The organism is Kutzneria sp. NPDC052558 (genome assembly GCF_044547355.1).
In the GTDB taxonomy this organism is placed as follows: Bacteria; Actinomycetota; Actinomycetes; order Mycobacteriales; family Pseudonocardiaceae; genus Kutzneria.
The window spans coordinates 360,416-380,927 of the sequence record NZ_JBIUAG010000005.1 but is presented as its reverse complement, the minus strand read 5'-3'; the positions used below and the strand labels follow the sequence as shown (position 1 = coordinate 380,927).

14 protein-coding genes are annotated in these 20,512 nt (G+C 70.7%); 5 read left to right on the top strand and 9 right to left on the bottom strand.

From position 1 onward, the window contains the following. Nucleotides 1-151: 151 nt before the first annotated feature. Genes ACIG5F_RS12570 through sbnB form a run of 4 tightly spaced genes read right to left on the bottom strand, consistent with a single transcriptional unit; the run spans nucleotide 152 to nucleotide 10,185 of the window. Entirely contained in the window at nucleotides 152-352 is a 201-nt protein-coding gene (locus tag ACIG5F_RS12570) for an MbtH family protein (RefSeq protein WP_396517740.1), read from the bottom strand. Then, complete coding sequence (locus ACIG5F_RS12565; RefSeq protein ID WP_396517739.1) at nucleotides 349-8,094, bottom strand: amino acid adenylation domain-containing protein; 7,746 nt, start codon at nucleotides 8,092-8,094, stop codon at nucleotides 349-351. The genes ACIG5F_RS12570 and ACIG5F_RS12565 overlap by 4 nt, the downstream gene beginning before the upstream one ends. Nucleotides 8,095-8,115: 21 nt before the next feature. Next, entirely contained in the window at nucleotides 8,116-9,111 is a 996-nt protein-coding gene (sbnA, locus tag ACIG5F_RS12560) for a 2,3-diaminopropionate biosynthesis protein SbnA (protein ID WP_396517738.1), read from the bottom strand. 33 nt (nucleotides 9,112-9,144) lie between these two features. Further along, nucleotides 9,145-10,185 carry a 2,3-diaminopropionate biosynthesis protein SbnB gene (gene sbnB, locus ACIG5F_RS12555; protein WP_396517737.1) on the bottom strand — a complete coding sequence of 347 codons (1,041 nt, stop codon included), beginning with the start codon at nucleotides 10,183-10,185 and terminating at the stop codon, nucleotides 9,145-9,147. Nucleotides 10,186-11,017: 832 nt separating this feature from the next. On the opposite strand from sbnB, the gene ACIG5F_RS12550 reads away from it, so the two are divergent. Continuing rightward, nucleotides 11,018-11,962 carry an ATP-binding cassette domain-containing protein gene (locus ACIG5F_RS12550; protein ID WP_396517736.1) on the top strand — a complete coding sequence of 315 codons (945 nt, stop codon included), beginning with the start codon at nucleotides 11,018-11,020 and terminating at the stop codon, nucleotides 11,960-11,962. Then, nucleotides 11,959-12,786, top strand: a complete 828-nt coding sequence (locus tag ACIG5F_RS12545; RefSeq protein ID WP_396517734.1) for an ABC transporter permease — start codon at nucleotides 11,959-11,961, stop codon at nucleotides 12,784-12,786. Before ACIG5F_RS12550 ends, ACIG5F_RS12545 begins: the two co-directional genes overlap by 4 nt. Before the next feature lie 73 nt (nucleotides 12,787-12,859). Here ACIG5F_RS12545 and ACIG5F_RS12540 read toward each other — a convergent pair whose 3' ends face one another. Beyond that, nucleotides 12,860-14,143: an amidohydrolase family protein gene (locus ACIG5F_RS12540; protein WP_396517733.1), complete on the bottom strand. Its 1,284-nt coding sequence runs from the start codon at nucleotides 14,141-14,143 to the stop codon at nucleotides 12,860-12,862. Continuing rightward, the gene (locus ACIG5F_RS12535; protein WP_396517732.1) at nucleotides 14,140-15,339 is read right to left on the bottom strand and encodes a trans-sulfuration enzyme family protein; all 1,200 of its coding nucleotides are present in this window, start codon (nucleotides 15,337-15,339) and stop codon (nucleotides 14,140-14,142) included. Before ACIG5F_RS12535 ends, ACIG5F_RS12540 begins: the two co-directional genes overlap by 4 nt. A gap of 158 nt (nucleotides 15,340-15,497) precedes the next feature. Between ACIG5F_RS12535 and ACIG5F_RS12530 the strand changes: the two genes are divergently transcribed. After that, entirely contained in the window at nucleotides 15,498-15,929 is a 432-nt protein-coding gene (locus tag ACIG5F_RS12530; RefSeq protein WP_396517731.1) for an Lrp/AsnC family transcriptional regulator, read from the top strand. Here ACIG5F_RS12530 and ACIG5F_RS12525 read toward each other — a convergent pair. Both ACIG5F_RS12525 and ACIG5F_RS12520 read right to left on the bottom strand, forming a co-directional pair. Beyond that, nucleotides 15,913-16,791, bottom strand: coding sequence for an SMP-30/gluconolactonase/LRE family protein (locus ACIG5F_RS12525; RefSeq protein WP_396517730.1), 879 nt, complete (start codon nucleotides 16,789-16,791; stop codon nucleotides 15,913-15,915). The two genes, ACIG5F_RS12530 and ACIG5F_RS12525, sit on opposite strands and share 17 nt — an antisense overlap. A 2-nt stretch (nucleotides 16,792-16,793) precedes the next feature. Next, nucleotides 16,794-17,414, bottom strand: a complete 621-nt coding sequence (locus tag ACIG5F_RS12520; protein WP_396517729.1) for a TetR/AcrR family transcriptional regulator — start codon at nucleotides 17,412-17,414, stop codon at nucleotides 16,794-16,796. Nucleotides 17,415-17,490: 76 nt separating this feature from the next. On the opposite strand from ACIG5F_RS12520, the gene ACIG5F_RS12515 reads away from it, so the two are divergent. After that, the gene (locus ACIG5F_RS12515; RefSeq protein WP_396517728.1) at nucleotides 17,491-18,240 is read left to right on the top strand and encodes an SDR family NAD(P)-dependent oxidoreductase; all 750 of its coding nucleotides are present in this window, start codon (nucleotides 17,491-17,493) and stop codon (nucleotides 18,238-18,240) included. 29 nt (nucleotides 18,241-18,269) lie between these two features. Further along, a complete protein-coding gene (locus ACIG5F_RS12510; RefSeq protein ID WP_396517727.1) occupies nucleotides 18,270-20,045 on the top strand; it encodes a flavin-containing monooxygenase in 1,776 nt (591 codons plus the stop codon). Between the two features lie 96 nt (nucleotides 20,046-20,141). On the opposite strand, the gene ACIG5F_RS12505 is transcribed toward ACIG5F_RS12510, so the two are convergent. After that, the gene (locus ACIG5F_RS12505; protein ID WP_396517726.1) at nucleotides 20,142-20,495 is read right to left on the bottom strand and encodes a hypothetical protein; all 354 of its coding nucleotides are present in this window, start codon (nucleotides 20,493-20,495) and stop codon (nucleotides 20,142-20,144) included. Nucleotides 20,496-20,512: the final 17 nt, after the last annotated feature.

The following is a 20,512-nucleotide window of genomic DNA, read 5'->3' as shown; positions in this document are numbered from 1 at the left end:
GCCGAACCTGCGCCGCGCTCCCCACGAACAACGGACACACCAATGGACACGACGGTGATACAGATCTCTACCGGAACCCCATTCGGGGAGTACCCAAGATAACCCTACCGGCAGGTGCGCGCAAGAAAACCCGGGACAGTTCTCTCGTTATTCACGCACCTCGCAGGCTTGCCGGACGCATATCCGTCCAATGCTGCTCCACGTAGTCGAGTGACCCCTGCCGACTGTCCTCTCCGTGCACCACCGACCAGCCCACGGGGACCTCGGCAAAAATGGGCCAAAGGCAGTGCTGACCCTCGTTGTTGGCCAGGACGAGAAAGCGCCCGTCCTGGTCGTCGAACGGATTCGTCATGACCATTCCTCAGCTTCCAGTTCGAACTCGTCGATGTCTTCCTGGGTCAGCGACACCAGCGAGAGGTCCGAGGGCGTGTACCCGCCGGCGTCGGGCCGGCGGGCGTGCTCGATCAGCGCCTCCAGGGCGCGGAACCAGCCGCGGGCCAGCTCGTCCACCGCCGGCTCGGCCAGCAGCCGCCCGGCCCACGTCCAGGTGGCGACCAGGCGCGGGCCTTCCGGCCGGTCCTCGGTGATCGCGTTGACGTCGACCAAGTGCGGCAGCGACATGCTCGGGTCCGCGCCGGCCCCGCCGAGCGCCTCCTGTTCGGCGCTGACCGCCCAGTCCTGCGGCTTCGGCGTGCTCATGCGGCCGAGGTAGTTGAAGCCGATCTGCGGCCGGGGCCGCCGGGCCAGCACGGCGGCGGTCGTCGGGTTGAGGTGGCGCAGCAGGCCGTAGCCGATCCCCTTGTCGGGCACCGCCCGCAGCTGTTCCTTGACCCGCTTGAGCACATCGCCGACCACCGGCCCGCCCGCCCACACCTGGGCGAAGTCGACCGGCCCGGGGTCCAGTCGGATCGGGTTGACGCTGGTGAACCAGCCGACCGTGCGGGACAGGTCGACACGTTCGCCGATGTCCTCGCGGCCGTGGCCCTCCATCTCGATCAGGACGCCGTTGCCGGGTTCGCCCCGGCGCCGGCGCCAATCGGCCACCGCCAAGGCGAAGCCGGCCAGCAGCACGTCGTTGATCTCGGCGTGGAACACCGCCGGCACCTCGGTCAGCAACGCGACCGTCTGCTCCTCGGACAGGGTCAGCCGCAGCCGGCGCGCGGTGCCGAAGACGTCCCGGGTCGGGTCCAGTTCCCCAGTGCCCAAAGGACGTTCCGGCTCGGCGGTCATCGCCAGCCAGGTCGGCAGCTCGTCGGCCCGCAGCACGCTGGCAGCCTCGGCCGCCAGGACCTCGGCCCAGCGGCGGAAACTCGTGCCGACCGGCGCGAGCTCCGGCGCGGCCCCGTCGGCCAGGGCGGTCCACGCCGACTCCAGGTCCGGCAACAGGATCCGCCACGACACGCCGTCGACCACCAAGTGGTGCAACACAAGGATCAAGCGGCCCGGCCGGTCGGGACCGGCGTCCAGCCACACCGCGCGGACCATCTGCCCGGCGTCGGGGTCCAGGCCGGCTTGTGCGGCCGCACCTTGCGCGATCACCAGCGCCCGCACCGTGTCCTCGTTGGCCCCGGCGGCGTCGACCCGGATCAGGCAGTCGGTCGCGGCGACGGCGCCGGGCGGACGGACCTCCAAGCGCCAGGATTCCTTGCGGTGCAAGCGCATCCGTAGCACGTCGTGGTGGTCGAGCACGGCCTGCAACGCGGCGGCGAGCGTCGTGTAGTCGGCCCCGGCCGGCGTCTGCACGACCGCGCACTGCTGGAACCCGGTCACCGAGCCGGACTGCTCGGCCAGCCAGTGCACGATCGGCGTCAGGCCGACCTCGCCGACCCCGTCGTCGCTGATCTCGGCCACGTCGCCGACGTCCTCGGCCGCCGCCGCCACTGCCTCGGCGGTCTTGTGCAGGAAGACGTCCCGCGGGCTGAGCACCAGGCCGGCGTTGCGGGCCCGGCTGACCACCTGGATGGCCAGGATGCTGTCCCCGCCCAGCTCGAAGAAGTTGTCGTCGACACCGACCCGCGGCAGCCCCAGCACCTCGGCGAACAGCCCGACGACGATCTCCTCCGACCGGGTGCGGGCCTCGGTCGCGCCGACGACCTTGGCGTAGTCGGGGGCGGGCAGTGCCTTGGTGTCGAGCTTTCCGTTGGTGGTCAACGGGATCCGGTCCAGCAACACGAAGGCCGACGGCACCATGTAGTCCGGCACCTGGTGGGCCGTGTGCTCGCGCAGCGCCTTGATCTCGATCTCGGCCGCCGGCACCACGTAGGCCACCAGCCGCTTGTCGCCCGGCCGGTCCTCACGGACCACGGCGGCGACCTGGGCGACAGCGATGTGACTCGCGACCGCCGACTCGACCTCGCCGAGCTCGATGCGGAAGCCGCGGATCTTGACCTGGTTGTCGGCGCGTCCGACGTAATCCAACTCGCCGTTGGCGGTCCACCGCACCAGGTCACCGGTGCGGTACATGCGCGTGCCCGGCTCGCCGTACGGATCGGCGACGAAGCGCGACCCGGTCAGCGCCGGCCGGTTGAGGTAGCCGCGGGCCAGACCCGCGCCGACGCCGGCGATGTAGAGCTCGCCGGGAATGCCGACGGGCACCGGCCGCAGGGCCTGGTCGAGCACGTAGAGCCGGGTGTTGGCCAGCGGCCGGCCGATCGGCGGCTTGGCGTTGGCCGTGCTCAGCGGCGAGCTCATCGTCACGCACACGGTGGCCTCGGTCGGCCCGTACGCGTTGATCATCGCCCGGTCGGCCGACCAGCGCTCCACCAGCTCCGGCGGGCAGGCCTCGCCGGCCAGGATGAACACCAGGTCGGTGGGCAGGGTGATGTCCGGCGGGAACGCGGCGACCACGGTCGGCGAGAGCACGCCCAGGTTCACCCGCTCCCGGCTGATCAGCTCGGCCACCGCGGCGCCGCCGGCCCGTTCGTCGGCCGAGGCCACCACCAGCGTGGCCCCGCACAGCAACGCCGTGTTGATCTCCCAGCAGGCCGCGTCGAAGCTGAGCGAGGCGAACTGGAGCAGCCGGGTGTCCGACCCGATGCCGAAGCGCAGCCGCTGCTCGGCGGTCATCGCGACGATGCCGGCGTGCGGCAGCACCACGCCCTTGGGCTGGCCGGTCGAGCCCGAGGTGTAGATGACGTAGGCCGGGCTGTGCTTGGTGATCGGCCGGATCCGGTCGGCATCGGTGAGATTGGAACTGTCCTGTTCGGACAGTGGCCGGTCCAGCAACAGCCGGGACACGCCACGCGGCACCACATCGACGGTGGCGGCCGTGGTGATGGCCAGGGCCGGGCGGGCGTCGGCGAACAGGTAGGCGATGCGGTCCGGCGGGTAGTCCGGATCGACGGGCAGGTAGGCCGCGCCGGCCTTCTGCACGCCGAGCACGGCGACGATCATCTCGGCCGAGCGGGGCAGGGCAAGGGCGACGATCTGCTCGGCGCCGACGCCCAGCTTCACCAGCCGGCGGGCCAGCTGGTTGGCCCGCTCGTTGAGCTCACGGTAGGTCAGGCGGGTTCCCTCGAACACGACCGCGATCGCCTCGGGGGTGGCGGCCGCCTGGGCCTCGAAGCCGTCGGGAATGGTGCCGTTCGGGATGTCGACGACATGGTCGTTCCACTGGTGCAGAATGCGGTGGCGCTCCTGCGGGTCGAGCACGTCGAACCCGCTCAGCGGCCGGTCCGGCTCCTCGACCAGCGCGGTCAGCAGCCGCACCAGGCGACCGGCCAGCGCCCGCACGGTGTCGGCCTCGTACAGGTCGGTGCTGTACTCGGCGACGGCGGTCAGGCCGCCGTGCCCGGGCCGCTCGGCGAACTCGAAAGTCAGGTCGAACTTGGCCGTGCCGGTGGGCACGGGTCGCACCTCGGTGTCCATTCCGGACAGTGCCAGGTCGGAGGTCGCGTTGTTCTGGAACACCAGCATGACCTGGAACAGCGGCTGCCGGGCCAGCGAGCGGGTCGGGTTGATCACGTCGACCAGCCGCTCGAACGGCACGTCCTGGTGGGCGTACGCGGCGAGGTCCACCGCCCGCACCCGGGCGATCAGGTCGGCGAAGCTCGGGTCACCCGAGACGTCGTTGCGCAGCACCAGGGTGTTGACGAAAAAGCCGACCAGGTCGTCCAGGGCCTCGTCGGTGCGGCCGGCGACCGGCGTGCCGAGGGGAATGTCGTTGCCCGCCCCCAGTTTGGACAGCAGCGCCGCCAGCGCGGCCTGCAACACCATGAACACGGTGGCGCCGTTGGTCTTGGCCAGCTCGGCGATGCGGGCGTGCAGCTCGGGTCCGAGCTCGAAGTCGACGCGGTCGCCCCGGTAGCTGGTGACCGCCGGCCTCGGGTGGTCGGTCGGCAGCTCGATCTGGTCGGGCAGATCGGCCAGCGCGCCCTTCCAGAACTCCAGCTGCTTGGACACCACGCTGTCGGGGTCGTCCTCACTGCCCAGCAACTCGTGCTGCCACAGCGTGAAGTCGGCGTACTGCACGGGAAGCGGCGTCAGGTCAGGCACCTGGCCGGCGGCCCGGGCGGCATAGGAATCGGCCAGGTCACGGAAGGCCGGGACCATGGACCAGCCGTCGGCGGCCACGTGGTGCACGACCATCACCAGGGCGTGCCGGTCGGTGTCCACCGTGAACAGATGGGCGCGAACCGGGAGTTCTGTCGCCACATCGAAGCCCCTGGCCGCCGTCTCCCGCACGGCAGCGTCCAGTGTGGACTCCGCGATCTCGGTGGTCGGCACGATCAGGGAGATCGCCGCCGGGTCGAGCACCAGCTGGCGCGGGACGCCGTTGACGTCCGGGTACACCGTGCGCAGGCTCTCGTGCCGAGCCACCAGGTCGCCGACCGCGGCCACCAGGGCATCGGTGTTCAGCGGGCCGGTGAGGTGCACGACCGAGGCCACGTTGTAGGCCGCCGACGCGGCGCCTTCGAGCCGGTTCAGGAACCACAGCCGCCGCTGCGAGAACGACAGCGGCACCACCTCGGGGCGCTGTGCCGGGACCAGGGCCGGGCGGACGTCGACCTCGCCGTTGAGCTGTTCGGCCAGCTCGGCGACGGTCGGGGCGTCGAACAGGACCCGGACCGGCAACTCCACGCCCAGCACCGAGCGAACCCGGCTGACCAGGCGGGTCGCCAGCAGCGAATGGCCGCCCAGCTCGAAGAAGCTCTCGTCCACCCCGGCGGACGGCAGCCCCAGCACCTCGGCGAACAGGGCGCAGAGGATCTCCTCCTGCGGGCCCCGCGCGGCCCGACCCCCACCCTGGGCCGCGGCTTCCGGCACCGGCAGCGTCTTGCGGTCGACCTTGCCGTTGGCCGTCAACGGAAGCGCCTCAAGGACCATCACCACCGACGGGACCATGTACTCCGGCAACACCTCGGCGACGTGCTCGCGCACCGCCGCCGGCTCGACCTCGCCGACCACGTACCCGACCAGGCGCTGCTGACCGGCCGTGTCCGTGCGGACGTCCACGACGACATCGGTGATCGCCGGCACCGCCCGCAGGGCCGCCTCGACCTCGCCCAACTCGATGCGGTGACCCCGCACCTTCACCTGGAAGTCCCTACGCTCCAAGAACTCCAGCTGCCCGTCCGGCAGATAGCGAACCCGGTCGCCGGTGCGGTACATGCGCGCACCGGGCACGGTCGAGAACGGGTCGGCGACAAAGGACACGGCCGTGCGAGGGGTGTTGTGGAGATACCCATGGCCAACACCGGTGCCGCCCACGTACAGCTCGCCGGGCACACCCACCGGCACCGGCTGCAAGCCGTCACCCAGCACATACAGCTGCGTGTTGCGGACCACCCGGCCGATCGGGACTCGCACATCACCCAGCGAGTCGGCGGCCCGGATCACCGCGTGCGTCACATCGTCCGAGCACTCCGTCGGCCCGTAGGCGTTGACCAGCGGAATCAACGGGTACCGGTCGAACCACCGCACACACAGATCCGGCGGTAACGCCTCACCCGTTACCACCAGCCAGCGCAGGCCAGAAAGATCAGGCAGCGAGGCCCCGGAGTCCCAGCCGTCCAACGCCGCCCGCAGCAAAGACGGCACGACCTCCAACACCGTGCACGGCACCGAGAACAGGGCATCCGGGTCGGCGGCGGTAGAACGCCCGACCACCCGAACCGTGCCGCCGACGATCAGCGGCAACAACATCTGCCACACCGAGATGTCGAACGTCAACGGCGCGTTCTGCACCACCACATCAGCAGCCGAAACCCCAAGATCCTCAGCCTTGGCCAACAGGTGATTCACCATGCCCCGCCGATGCACCATCGCACCCTTGGGCTTGCCCGTCGACCCCGACGTGAAGATCACATACGCCAGATCGTCCTCGCCACCAACGACCGGAGCCAACTCGGTGTCTTCACGGTCGCCCAACACAACGACCCGGACCGACCCGTCCAGCGGCACCACCTCGGCCGCCAACTCGATGAACTCCGGTGCCACCAACAACAGCCGAACACCACTGTCCACCAGCAACGACGAGATCCGAGCCACCGGGGCATGCACATCCAACGGCACATACGCGCCACCAGCACCCAACACACCCAACACCGCCGCCACAAACCGCGAACTACGATCCGACAACACCGCCACCAACGAACCCGGCTCCACCACACGCGAAACCAGACTCGCCCGCCGCACCAACGACCCGTAGGTCACGGGCCCGTTGTCGTCGACCACGGCGACCGACGACGGGTTGGCCCGCCGAACCCGTTCCACCACACCCTCAAAGCCACCGTCACGAGCGGAGTTGTTCCACTCCACCAGCAACTTCTGCCGCTCGACCGCGTCCACCACGTCGATCCGGCTCAACGACCGGTCGGCGTCGACGGTCGCGAAGGCGGTCAAATAGTCGAGGAACCGCCGCTGGTGCGCGACCAGCTCGTCCTCGCGGTAGGTCTCGGGATTGGCGTTGAAGTGGAATCCCAGCTCGCCGTCCGAGGTCTCGTAGGCGGTGATCTGGAAGTCCTCCACCGGCCCGCTGCTCAGGTCGTTCATCGTACCGACGCAGTCGCCGATGGCGAAGCTCGCGCCGTAGTCGAGCACGTTCACGGTCGGCCCGAACGGGCGCTGGTCGGCGTGGTCCAGCCCCATCAGCTGCCGCACCTGCCGGCCCCGGAAATGCTGGTGGCGCACGGTCGATCCGACCTGCTCACCGGCCTGTTCGAGCAGCTGGGCCCGGGTGGTCGCCGGGCCGACGCGCAGTTGCAGCGGCAGGAAGTTGGCCCGCATGCCCGGCACCGCCCGCGCCTTCGCGCCGGTGCGCGCGGTGGCGGGCAGGGTGAGCATGACGGTGTCGCTGTCGGTCATGCGCTGCACGTACGCGCCGGCCGCGGCGATGACGAAGGTCGGCCACGCCACCCGCGCCTGCCACGACGCCGCCTTGACCTCGGCCATCACCCCCGGCAGCACGGAGGAACGCCGCAGGTAGCCGCGCGGGGTCGCCGGCCGGCGGCCGGAAAGGCTGGTCAGGTCCGGGGTTTCGGGGAAACGCTCGCGCCAGAACTGCTCGTCCCGCGCCGGCTTCGGCCCGGCCGCGTAGGCGGCCTCGTCGTCCAGCAGCTCCGACACCGGGGCCAGCGCGCCCGCAGCCGGATCAGTGCCGTCGCGCAGCGCGTCGTAGATGCGGGCGAACCGGTTGTAGAACAAGGCGTACGAGAAGCCGTCGAGCACGATGTGGTGCGTGCACACATAGTGGTGGAAGCGCTCGGGCCCGATCTTGAACAGAACGAACCGGAACAGCGGCCCGCTGTCGAAGTCCAGCGGCCGCGCCAGATCGGCCTCCATCAGCTCGATCGAGCGGGCCACCGGGTCGGCCGCGGCGGTGAGATCGACGACCGGCGACGGCCAGTCGACGAACGGGTGCACCACCTGGCGCGGCTCGCCGTCGCCCGGGGTGAACCGGACGCGCAGGGTCTGCGCCTCGCGCACGGTCGCCCGCAGCGCCGCCTGGTACCGGTCGACGTCCAGCCGGCCCCGGATGTCCACGTAGCCGCCGGTGTTGTAGACCGGGTTGCCCGGGTCGAGCTGTTGGCCCACCCAGATCTCGGTCTGCGCGGCCGACAGCGGTAGACCGTCGCCTGGTCCCTCAGTCCTCACCGAGCACTCCCGTCCCCCAGTTCAGCGCGCCAGCGCGTCGTACGCGTCCGGCGCGTCGATGGCGGCGACCACGTGGTCGCCGTAGATGTCCTGCAGCCAGTTGCGCTGGTAAAGCGTGTCCAGATACCGCTCCCCCAGATCGGGCGCGATGGCCACCGCGGTCACGTCCTCGCCGTCCGCGTGCTCCTCCAGCCAGCTCAGCGCGCCCGCGACCACGGTCCCGGTGGAGCCGCCGAACAGGAATCCCCGGCTGGCCAGCCGGTGGCAGGCGCGGATGGTGTCCGGCTCGGCCACGTGCACCACGTCGTCCACATAGGACTCGTCCAGCAGCTGCGGCCGCACGCTGGTGCCGAGGCCGGGGATCATCCGGGGGCTGGGCGGCCCGCCGAAGGTCACCGAGCCGACCGCGTCCACCGCCACGATGCGGACCTTCCGTCCCAGCTCGTGGAAGTAGCGGGCGCAGCCCATCAGCGTGCCGGTGGTGCCGGCGCCGACGAAAAGCACGTCCAGGTCCGGGAAACGCTGGGCGATGGCCGGCGCGGTGGTGCGGAAGTGCGCGCCCCAGTTGTCCGGGTTGGCGTACTGGTTGAGCCACACGTACCGGCTGTCGCTGGCGCACAGCGCCCGCACGTAGTTGATGCGGGCCCCGAGGAAGCCGCCGTCCCGGTCCGGCTCGGCGATCACGTGCACCGTGCTGCCCAGGCTCTCCATCAGCTGGCGCGTGGTCAGGTTGCAGCGCGAGTCGGTGACGCACACGAAGCCGTAGCCCCGGCTGGCCGCGATGATGCTCAGCGCGATGCCGAGATTGCCCGACGAGGACTCGACCAGCGTCGAGCCGGGCCCGAGCCGGCCGGCCCGCTCGGCCGCGTCGACCATGCTGGTGGCCGCCTTGAGCTTGATCGAGCCGGCGAAGTTGAAGCCCTCGCACTTGAGGTACAGCCGGCGGTCGAACACCGCGGACAGGTCGACGTAGAGGTCCTCCACGTTGAACTCCTGCGGACTGGTGATCACGGGCACGTGCCGACCCCCTGGGATGAGTCCGACGCCGGCTCAGGCATTGCCGTAGCGGTGCACGTCGGCGAAGAAGTCCGGGACCTCGACCAGCGCGCCCTCGGCGCGCACCTCGTCGTAGGCGTGCAGGCCGACGGCGAGGTCGAGCACGCCGAGGCCGAACGGGGAGAAGACCAGCGGCCGGTCGGTCGGCAGATCCGCCTTGCCATCCAGCACTTCCGGCAGGGTGGCGTGCACGAAGTCGCGGTTGCCGGTGAGCTGCTCGGCCAGGTGCGGGGAGGTGTCGGCCTTGAGACAGTGCTCGACGTCGTCGAGCACGTTGGTCGAGCCGAGGATGATCTCCGGGGCCAGGTCGCGCAGGGACACGTGCAGCACCAACGGGTTGTGGTCGAACCAGGCCAGCTCGGTGACGTGCGGCCGGCCGGCCACGGTGGCGAACACGACCACGTCGCTGGTACGGATCAGGTCCTCGGCGCTCTCCCGCACGGTGATCCGCGCGGTGGCGCCGGACCGGCGCAGGTAGTCGGAGAAGCCGTTCGCGTGCTCGGCCGACAGGTCGTGCACGCCGATCTCGTCGAAGCTCCAGCCGGTGCCGGCCAGATAGGTGTGGATGTAGCGGGCGATCAGGCCGACGCCGAAGAAGCCGACCCGGGTCGGGCGGCCGCGGTCGCGGGTCAGCCAGTCGGCGGCCAGCGCGGCCGAGGCCGCCGTCCTGGTCGCGCTGATGATGGAGCTTTCCATGCAGGCGAAGGGATAGCCGGTGGCGTGGTCGTTGAGCACCAGCACCGCCGAGGCCCGCGGAATGCCGGCCGCCACGTTCTCCGGGAAGCTCGAGATCCACTTGATGCCGTCCACCGGCCGGCGGCCGCCCAGCGCGGCCGGCAGCGCGATGATGCGTGAACTCGGCCGGTCCGGGAAACGAAGGAAGTATGACGGCGGATTTACCGTCATACCGGCGCCGTGCATGCGGTACGTCGCCTCGACCAGCTCCGTTACCTGCTTCTCACGCCCGGTGAGCGCGTCCCGCACCTGAGCACCGGAAATAACAGCGAACGACGGAATACGAGCCATTTCAGACATGCACAGCTCCCCGAGTGCCGCCAGTCACGGCACCAGCGCGATTGGGTAAAGGCATGACAATCAGCCCCGAACACATTCGGGGTGAGAATCATTTACAGGCAGGCCACGAAACTGTTTCCGGGCGCGCCGAACAGCCACGTCCGCCGGCTCGCCGCGAGGGCGCGCACGGTCGGGACGTGCACAGAAGAAGATCCCCAGTGGGCGGGCGCGAGCGCCCGCCACTCGTCAGGCGGCCCGGTCCACCCCGGGCGCGCGACGATGGTCAGGCCGGCGCGGTGACCTGTTCTACGGTCGTCAAGACCAGTAAAACAGCAGGTGACATCTCTACCCCCAGATAGCGACTCGGATACCGCCGTCTCCTCGGCGCCGCTCCCCAGCGGCGCCGGAGTGATCATCGGACGTCCGGTTCGGCACGCTCCCAACGAGCCGACCTAACACACGGTTTACCCGCGTGTCACTCCAGTGATCAATCCGCCATCCATAGTTGCCGGCCCTCAAACCGGCGTCAAGACACGTCCCGGCCCGGTCACGATTTTTCCCGGAAGGTCACGGGCACGCCCCGGGAAGGCCGGTGAAAAGCGGGACTCTGCTGGGCCGAGTGGCGCAACACGCCGCCCCTTGGGGCACAAGTCGACAGATCCGGTGGACCAGAAAAGGGCACGCCCATTTCACCCGTTTACCTTGTCCGTCGGCGGAGTCCCACCTAGCCTGTCGGCGAGGGAGACCGTTCCGGACGGCAGCGGCGGAGAATTCGCCACGGGGTGCTGCTGTCGATTCGCCCCATCCAGCCGTCGCGGCGATGGGCCTGTCCAACCGCTAGGGGAAGCGAAAGATGGACTACGCGATCTGGGCCGAGGGGCTGCGCAAGCGCTACGGGGACCACGAGGCGCTGACGGGGGTGGACCTGGCCGTGCCGGCGGGCACCGTGCTCGGTGTGCTGGGCCCCAACGGCGCCGGCAAGACCACCACCGTGCGCACGCTGGCCACGTTGCTGCGGCCGGATTCCGGGCAGGCCAAGGTGGCCGGCTACGACGTGCTGACCCAGCCGCGGGAGGTGCGCCGCCGCATCGGGCTGGCCGGCCAGTACGCCGCCGTGGACGAGCTGCTCACCGGGCGGGAGAACCTGGTGCTGCTGGGCACTTTGCTGCGGCTGGGCCGCAAGCGCGCCCGCGAACGCAGCACGGAGCTGTTGGAGCGCTTCGAACTGACCGACGCGGCCGACCGACCGGCCGGCACCTACTCCGGCGGCATGCGGCGGCGGCTGGACCTGGCCACCTGCCTGATCGCCGACCCGCCGGTGGTGTTCCTGGACGAGCCGACAACCGGGCTGGACCCGACCAGCCGGGTGCTGCTGTGGCGGATGGTGCGCGAGCAGGTGGCCGTCGGCACCACGGTGCTGCTGACCACGCAGTACCTGGAGGAGGCCGACCAGCTGGCCGACAGCATCGTGGTCATCGACACCGGCCGGGTCATCGCCGAGGGCACGCCGGACGAGCTCAAGCGCAAGGTCGGCGAGGAGTGGCTGGAAGTCTCGGTGGCGCAGCCGACCCAGCGCGCCGCCGCACTGGCCGCGCTGGCCCGGATCTCGGTCGGCGAGCCGACCGTGTCGGCCGACAGCGGCGCGATCACCGCCCAGCTGCCGGCCGGCATGGGCGCGGTGTCGGCGGCCGCCGCCGCGCTGGGCGAGGCCGGCGTCGAGGTGGTCGACTTCGCGCTGCGCCGGCCGTCGCTGGACGACGTTTTCTTCACGCTGACCGGGAAGGGTGCACAGTCATGAGCCTCGCGCTCGAACGCGGCGTCATCGGCGAGCGGGGTTCGGCGCTCACCGACACCCTCGCGCTGGTGGGCCGGCAGCTGACGCACCTGCGCCGGGCGCCGGGCAAGTTCGTCGGCATCGCGATGAACCCGCTGGTGATGATGCTGGTGCTGGGCTACCTGTTCAAGAACTTCATCGTGGTGCCGGGTTCCGGGGACTACAACGAGTACATCCTGGCCGGCTGCGCCGCGCAGGTCGGGCTGGCCAGCATCGGGCCGTCGGCCATCGGCGTCGCCTCCGACCTGCGCACCGGGTTGATGGATCGCCTGCGGTCGCTGCCGATCTCCCGCACGAGCGTCCTCATGGGACGGACGCTCGCCGACCTCGTGCTGGCCGCCGTGACCGTGGTCGTGGTGTCGCTGGCCGGGCTGCTGCTGGGCTGGCGGATCCACACCGGACTGTGGGAAGCCCTTGCCGGGTACGGGATCCTGCTGCTGTTCGTCTACACCATGCTGTGGGTCGGCGTGCTGGTCGGGCTGGTCATCCGCACCCTGGAGACCATCGACGCCGTCGGCGCGCTGGTCGTGGTGCTGTTCTCGTTCCTGTCCAGCGCCTTCCTGTCCACCGACGGCATGCCCTCGTGGATCCAGCCCATCGCCGCGTGGAATCCCATCAGCGCCGTGGTCACCGCGTGCCGCGACCTGTGGGGCAACCCGTCCTCCCCCGTACGCGACGGCCTCCCGGCCCAGCACCCCGTGATCGTCGCCCTGGTGTCCCTCGGCCTCATGCTGGCCGTGGTCATCCCCCTCGCCGTCCGCTCCTTCCGCACCGCCACCACCCGCTGACCCCTCTTTTTTGTGTCATGAAGGGCCCCATACTGACGTTGAACGTCAGTATGGGGCCCTTCATGACGTTGAATCAGGGGCGCCAGGTGCCGTCTACGGGGATGCCGGCGGCGGTGGCGATGTGGTCGCGGGAGGCCAGGAGGCGGGCGCGCAGGGCCGGCAGGTCCACGCCGAGCAGCACGCCGTGCCGCTTGACCACGCGGCCTTGCACCAGAACGGTGTCGACCAGGCCCGGGTGGCCGGCGGACACGATGGTGCCGACGGGATCGGTGACCGGGAAGACGGTCGGGTCGTCGGCCCGCAGCAGGACGATGTCGGCCGCCTTGCCGGGAGTCAGGCTGCCGGCCACAGCGCCCAGCCCACACGACGCGGCGGCGTCGACGGTGACGAACTCCAGCAGGTCTCTGGCCTTCAGGCCGCCGCCGAGGCCGCGCTGGGCGGCGAAGGCGGTGCGCATGGTGGAGAACAGATCCCCGGCCGCCGAGGGGACGTCGTCGGCCGACAGCGTGGGGCGCAGGCCGGCGGCCAGCACCCGGCCGGTCTCCGGCCAGCCGAAGCCCATCTTCGCCTCGACGTCGGGGCTGATCGACACCGAGCCGCCGGCCTCGGCCACCATGCGCAGCTCGTCGTCGCTGATCCCGTTGGCGTGCACGAAAGTCGTGGTGTCCCACAGCAGCCCGTGCTCGCGGAGCTCGGCGATCGGCCGGCCGCCCGACAGGCCGTCGACGTGAACGCTGGTCCGCAGGCCGAGCTCGGCCGCCAGCTTCATGTCCCCGGCGACCACGTCCATTGTGGACTCCCCAGGGCCGCGCAGGCCCAGGGCCATGGTCACCAGGCCGTCCTCGGCCACCCCGGCCCGGACCCGGCGGACCTCGGCTTCGATCACTTCGGTGGTGCGATATCCCGCGCCGTAGCAGAAGATCGAGCGGCCCGGCACGGACCGCAGGCCGTCGAGGGCGGCGTCGGCGTGCTCGGGGCTCCGCGCGGCGTGGAACCAGTCCAGCATCGTGGTCACGCCGGAGTGCAGGGCCTCCAGGCGGCCGAACAGGTTGCCCAGGTACACGTCCTCGGGCCGGTACTGGGGCTTGAGCGTGCCGTGCATGGCCACGACGTAGTCGTCGAACGTCCAGTCGGCGCCGATGCCGCGGAACGCCGTCTGCCAGGTGTGGCGATGGTTGTCGACGAACCCGGGCAGCACGATGCGGTCGACGGCGTCGATGACTTCGGCGTCCGGGGCGTCGATCCGCTCGGCGACGGCGGTGATCACGCCGTCGGTGACCAGGACGTCGCCATGGGCGAGATCGCCGACGGCCGGGTCCATGCTGACGACCTTGCCGCCAGTGATCAGGGTCTTCATACGGTACGGGCCTCTTCCTTGTGGTTGCGGTGAACGCTGTCCGCGGCGGCGACGGCGTCGGCGACCAGGTCCTCGGTGTCCTCGGTGCCGGCGGCCAGCCGGACCAGGCCCAGCGCAACCCCTGACGCGGCAATCTGATCCGCGCCGAGCATCCCTCGCCACATGGACGCCGGGTGCACGGCCAGCGACTCGACGCCGCCGAGGCTGGCGGCCCGGCGGCTGTAGCGCAGCCGGCCGAGGAACTCGTCGGCGGCGTCGTATCCGCCGGCCAGCTCGATGCCCAACACGCCACCGAAGCCGGCCATCTGCCTGCACGCCAACGCATGCTGCGGGTGGCTGGCCAGGCCGGGGTAGTACACGCGGGCCACCGCCGGGTGGTGGCTCAACGCCTCGGCCAACGCTAGGCCGTTGGCGTTGTGCTGGGCCACGCGCAGCGGCAGGGTGCGCACGCCGCGCAGCAGCAGCCACGAGTCGATGGGGCCGAGCGTGGCCCCGATCAGCACCGCGGTGTCGGCGATCCTGTCCAGGATCTCCGCCGGCCCGGCCATGACCCCGGCCGACACGTCGGAGTGGCCGTTGAGGTACTTGGTCGCGCTGTGCCAGACCAGGTCGACGCCGAAGTCGACCGGCCGCTGGTTCAGCGGTGTGGCAAAGGTGTTGTCCGCCAACGTCAGCACGCCGTGCGCGCGGGCGAGGCCGGCGACGGCGGCCAGGTCGGTGATCTGCAACAGCGGGTTGCTCGGCGTCTCCAGCAGGATCAGCCGGGTCCGTGGCGTCAACGCCCTGGCGAACGCCTCCGGGTCGGTCTGGTCGACCAGCGTGGTGGTGACTCCCAGGCGCGGCAACAGGTTCAGCAGGACCGAGCCGGTGCCGCCGTACGTGGACCGCTGCCCGATCACGTGATCGCCGGCCGACACCAGCCCCAGCACGGCCGTGGTCAGCGCGGCCATGCCCGAGGCGGTCACCATGGCCGCCTCGGTGTGCTCCAGCGCCGCGACGACCGCCCCCACCTGAGCGTGGTTCGGGTTGCCGAAGCGGGTGTAGAAGTCCTGGCCCCGCCGGTCGACCGCGGCCTTGGCGAACTGGTCCGCGTCCTCGGCCCAGAACGTCGCCGTCTGGTAGATCGGCCGGGCCACGGCGTGGCTGGGCTGGACGTCGCGGTCGGCGTGGACGGCGGCCGTGTTGCTGCCGGTCATGGTGACCCTCCCGTGGCTGTGCTGACGCCACAAGACTGGCCGACCGGAGGTCCGCAAAGCGCCGATCACGGCAACTTTGGCAGCAACTAGCGACCCCGAACGGCGCTGCGCATGTGGTAGGGGAACTCTCGGCGCAATATCCTGCCAAGGTGGATGACGTGGACCGCTCGATACTGGCCGTGCTGGAGCAGGACGGCCGGATCAGCAACGCCGACCTCGCCGCCCGGGTCGGCCTCTCGCCGTCGCCGTGCCTGCGGCGGGTGCGCCGGCTGGAGGAGACCGGGGTGATCCGCGGCTACCGGGCGCTCATCGACCCGGCCGCGGTCGGCCGGGGCCTGCGGGTGTTCGCCGGGGTCCGGCTGGCCCGGCACGCCCGCGCCGACGTGGTGGCCTTCGAGCAGGCCGTCCTCCAGCTGGCCGAGGTCGTGCACAGCCATCACGTCACCGGCAACTACGACTACCTGCTCCAGGTCGAGGTGGCCGATCTGCCGGCGTACGAGCACTTCCACGCCAACCGTCTGGCCAGCCTGCCCGGCGTGGCCGCGGTGAGCAGCTACGTCACCATGAAAACGCTTACCGCTGGAAGTTGAGCCGCCGGCCGCCCCAGGGCCACGGGACCTCGTACACGATGCCGCGGCCGGCCGAGCTGACGTAGGCGGTGTCGCCGCCGAAGCAGAGATTGGTGACGTACGGGTCCTCGACCGGTGTGACGAACGCGCCGAGCACCTCGCCGTCCGGGCTGATCACGCGAACGCCCGAGCCCGGAAGATCGGCCACGCACACGTTGCCGGCCCCGTCGACCGCCAGGCCGTCCCACTTCTGGTCCCGCTCGCCGTCATGCTGGTAGAGGTCCGGCCGCTCGACCAGCTCGCCGTCGCCGACGACGTCGTAGCGGCGGACCCGGCCGGTGTAGGTCTCGGAGACGTACAGCCGTGAGCCGTCGGGCGAGAGCCCGGCGCCGTTGGGGATGTGCAGGCCGCCGGCGGCGACCCGGATGGCGCCGGCGACCGGGTCGGCGTAGTAGAGCCTGCCTCGGGTTGTGTCCACGAAGTAGCAGAACCCGTTGGTGTCGAAGACGATGTCGTTGAGACCGCCGATGCGTTCCCCGTCGCATTCGGTGAACGCCGCCTCGACCGCGCCGGTCTCGACGTCGACCCGCCACAGCGTGCCGCCGGTGTTGCCTTCGGCCAGACCAATGGGCGAGCGGACGCCGTCATCGCCGGTGAAGGTCAAGCCGCCGTTGTCGCAGACGTAGATCGCGCCGTCCGGGCCGAACGCGCAACCGTTGGCGCCGCCGGAAAACTTGGCCACCGTCGCCTTGCGGCCGTCCGGACGCACCCGCACCAGCGCGCGTCCCTCGATCTCCGGCACGAACACCGAGCCGTCCGCGCCGACCGACGCGCCTTCCGGAAACCGCAGTCCCGTGGCCAGCGCCCGGACGTTCTCGAACATCGTCACTCCTTGCTCGCGGGGAATCCGGACACGGCGACCGTCACGGCCGCTCGTATCGAGTTGTGATAGGTGGCCACGGTGGCGTCGGTGTGAAAGGCGCAGTGCTCCACGGCGACCCGCAACGCGACGTTGATCATCCCGGCCTGCACGCTGCACGTCAGGTCGGGCTCCTTCAGCCCGGCCCGGTCAGCCAGTGCCCGCGCGAACTCAGGCTCGGCGTTTCGGTGCGCCTCCAGCCACACCGCGCGCAGTCCGGGTTCGGTCTGGCTCAGGCGCAGCAGCTCGCGGACCGTGGGGAAGTTGCTGTCGGGGAGCGGGCTCAGCGGCGACAGCAACTCCACCAGCTCGGCCGGGCCCTGGTCGCGGCCCCAGGACCGCAGGCGCTCGGCGACGTTCTCGATCCCGCCGGCCAGCAGCGGCATGACAAAGCTCTCCTTGGTCGGGAAGTACCGCCACAGCGTGCGCGTGGAGATGCCGACCGCGGCGGCGATCTCGTCGGCCGTCGTGTTGGCGAGTCCCTTGGCCAGGTACAGCTCCACGGCCGCGTGCGCCACCTCCAGCCGGGTCTCGGCCTTGCGCCGCTCAGTGAGCGGCGGACGTCCGGTCCGAGTCTGCTCGGTCATGGCACCTCCGCGCGGCCAGTTTCTGTCACTGAAGGACTATATGGCGTTCAGTGCCAAAAAGCACTACCGTGGGATCATGACTCAGAGCGTTGTGGTGACCGGCGGGGGTTCGGGCATCGGACGGGCGGCCGCGCTCCGGTTCGCCGCCGACGGCGCGAAGGTCGTGGTGGCCGACCTCAACGGCGACAACGCCGACGCCGTGGTCAAGCAGATCATTTCGGACGGCGGCACGGCGGTCGCCGTGGTCGGGGACCTGACCGATCAGGCCGTGGTCGACCGGGTGGTCGCCACCGCCGTCGACACCTTCGGCGGCCTGGACGTGCTGGTGAACAACGCCGGCATCGCCGACTCGATGAGCGCCGCCGCGGACGTCACCGACGCCGAGTGGCAGCGGGTGCTGGCCGTCGACCTCACCGCCCCGTTCCTGCTCACGCGGGCCGCCCTGCCGGTGATGCTGGCCAAGGGCAAGGGATCCATCGTCTTCACCATCTCCGCGGCCGGGCTACGTGGCGGGGCCGCCGGCACCGCGTACACCACGGCCAAGCACGGCCTGGTCGGGCTGACCAAGTCCGTCGCGATCATGTACCGCGACGCCGGCATCCGGGCCAACGCCATCGCCCCCGGCGGCACCCGCACCGGCATCCGGGTCGACCTCGATCCCGAGGCGCACGGCCCCCGGGTCGTCGGCCCGCACCAGCGGCACGGCGTCGGCCGCATGGCCGAGCCGGAGGAGCAGGCCGCGGCCATCGTCTTTCTGGCCTCCGACGCCGCGTCCAACATCAGCGGCGTCGTGCTGCCCGTCGACAACGGCTGGGCCGCCATCTAACTTCTGCCATGCAAGGGAAGGACATCGTCTTGTCCACTGAACTGGGGTTCAATCCGGACGTCCTGCGCGCCAAGTACCGGAACGAGCGGGACCGCCGCATCCGCCCCGACGGCGCGACCCAGTACCGGCCCGGCGACGACTACGCCGCCGATCCGCACGCCGACCCCGACTACACGCGGGAACCGTTGCAGGACACCGTGGACGCCGTGGTCATCGGCGGCGGCTTCGGCGGGCTGCTGGCCGCGGCCCGGCTGCGGCAGGTCGGCGTGGAGCGCATCCGGGTGATCGACAAGGCCGGGGACTTCGGCGGCACCTGGTACTGGAACCGCTATCCCGGCGTCCACTGCGACATCGAGTCGTACGTCTACCTGCCGCTGCTGGAGGAACTCGGCTACGTGCCGGCGTGGAAGTACTCGCCCGGCGAGGAGATCCGCCAGCACGCCCGGGCCATCGGCCGGCACTTCGACCTGTACCGGGACGCCTGCTTCCAGACCGGCGTCACCGAACTGCGCTGGGACGAGGACGCGTGGGTCGTGTCTACCGACCGCGGCGACCGGATCCGGGCCCGCCATGTCGTGGTCTCCAACGGCACCCTGGACCGGCCCAAGCTGCCGGGCATTCCCGGCATCGAGACGTTCCGGGGGCACACCTTCCACACCAGCCGCTGGGACTACGACTACACCGGCGGCACCGCCGACGGCGGGCTGGACCGGTTGGCCGACAAGCGGGTCGCCCTGATCGGCACCGGGGCGACCGCGATCCAGGTGGTGCCGCATCTCGGCCGTCACGCCCGGCAGTTGCACGTCTTCCAGCGCACACCGTCCACTGTGGACGTACGCGGCAATCGTCCCACCGATCCGGAGTGGGCCGCCTCCCTGACGCCCGGCTGGCAGCGGCGCCGTCGGGACAACTTCCTCAACATCGTCTCCGGCGGGCCGGCCGAGTCCGAGGACCTGGTGTCCGACGGCTGGACCTCCAGCGCCCACATGCTGCGCAACCTCACGCCGGTCGACATCCGCGACTCACTGTCCGAAGAGGAACGCTGGCGGCTCGACGAGCTCGCCGACTTCCGGAAGATGAACCAGATCCGCTCGCGCGTCACCGACATCGTGCGGGATCCGGCCACCGCCGCGCTGCTCGAACCGTGGTACCGCTACCTGTGCAAGCGGCCCACCTTCAGCGACGAGTACCTTCAGACCTTCAACCGCCCCAACGTGACCCTGGTCGACACCGCCGATCACGGCGGCGTGGACCGGATCACCCCCGGCGGCCTCGTGGTCGGCGACCGTGAGTACGAAGTGGACTGTGTCATCTTCGCCACCGGCTTCAGCGTCGGCCAGTCCGACGTGCTGACCGGCAAGCTGCCCGTGCACGGCCGCGACGGCACACTGCACTCGCACTGGAGTTCCGGCCCTCGGACCCTGCACGGCTTCTACAGCGACGGCTTCCCCAACCTGTTCCTCATGGGCGGCATCCAGAACGCCCCCTCCGTGAACTTCGTGCACGTCCTCGACGAGCAGGCCGTCCACATCGCCGAGGTGATCGGCGAGGCCGAGAAGCGCGGCGCTCGGTTCATCGAGCCCAGCACCGCCGCCGTGGACGCCTGGCAGACCGCCCTCGGCGAGAACGCCGAGGCCCTGTACCGGTTCCACGCCGAATGCACCCCCGGCTACTACAACAACGAGGGGCAGCCCCGTGTTCGCGCGGGCTACGGCAAGGGCACGGTCGCCTTCCACGCCCTGCTGCGGAACTGGCGCGAGAACGGGGGCATGGACGAGGTCATGGCGCCGGCGGCAGCCCGGTGATTCAGACGCTGGCGGCGGCCTTGTGGCCGAAGGGGCTGCCGCCAGCACCCTCGCCTCGTGCCAACGGGACGCAAGGGCGACCGCTTTCCCCGGGTCTCAGCCGGCGGGGTCGTCCGGGAATCCGGCCACCGGGCGGTCGGCGGCGGTGAGCAGGAGGTCGATCAGCTCGAACAGCCAGGACCAGTCCTCGACGTCGGCCCGCCGGTCGTCGGCGGCCGAGCGCAGCGCGTCCAGCAGCCAGGCCCAGGCGATGCGGTGTTCCTCGTTGCGGAACACCATCACGTTGTCCCGCTCCGGCAGGTCGGACAGCAGCGACCCGACCAGCGCGTGGATGGCCTCGTCGCCGTGGTGGGCGTCGCGGTGGTCGGCGATGGCCTCGCGCATCCACCGAATCTGCCACGGGGCGAGCACGCAGATGACCACCTCCCCGCACCGATCCCAGTTGATCACGTCGTGCCTCGCCCTCG

Bases quoted from the DNA above. Each gene is read 5' to 3' on its own strand.
- ACIG5F_RS12570 (WP_396517740.1), bottom strand. From the start codon at position 352: ATGACGAATCCGTTCGACGACCAGGACGGGCGCTTTCTCGTCCTGGCC.
- sbnB (WP_396517737.1), bottom strand. From the start codon at position 10,185: ATGTCTGAAATGGCTCGTATTCCGTCGTTCGCTGTTATTTCCGGTGCT.
- ACIG5F_RS12550 (WP_396517736.1), top strand. From the start codon at position 11,018: ATGGACTACGCGATCTGGGCCGAGGGGCTGCGCAAGCGCTACGGGGAC.
- ACIG5F_RS12545 (WP_396517734.1), top strand. From the start codon at position 11,959: ATGAGCCTCGCGCTCGAACGCGGCGTCATCGGCGAGCGGGGTTCGGCG.
- ACIG5F_RS12540 (WP_396517733.1), bottom strand. From the start codon at position 14,143: ATGAAGACCCTGATCACTGGCGGCAAGGTCGTCAGCATGGACCCGGCC.
- ACIG5F_RS12535 (WP_396517732.1), bottom strand. From the start codon at position 15,339: ATGACCGGCAGCAACACGGCCGCCGTCCACGCCGACCGCGACGTCCAG.
- ACIG5F_RS12525 (WP_396517730.1), bottom strand. From the start codon at position 16,791: ATGTTCGAGAACGTCCGGGCGCTGGCCACGGGACTGCGGTTTCCGGAA.
- ACIG5F_RS12520 (WP_396517729.1), bottom strand. From the start codon at position 17,414: ATGACCGAGCAGACTCGGACCGGACGTCCGCCGCTCACTGAGCGGCGC.
- ACIG5F_RS12515 (WP_396517728.1), top strand. From the start codon at position 17,491: ATGACTCAGAGCGTTGTGGTGACCGGCGGGGGTTCGGGCATCGGACGG.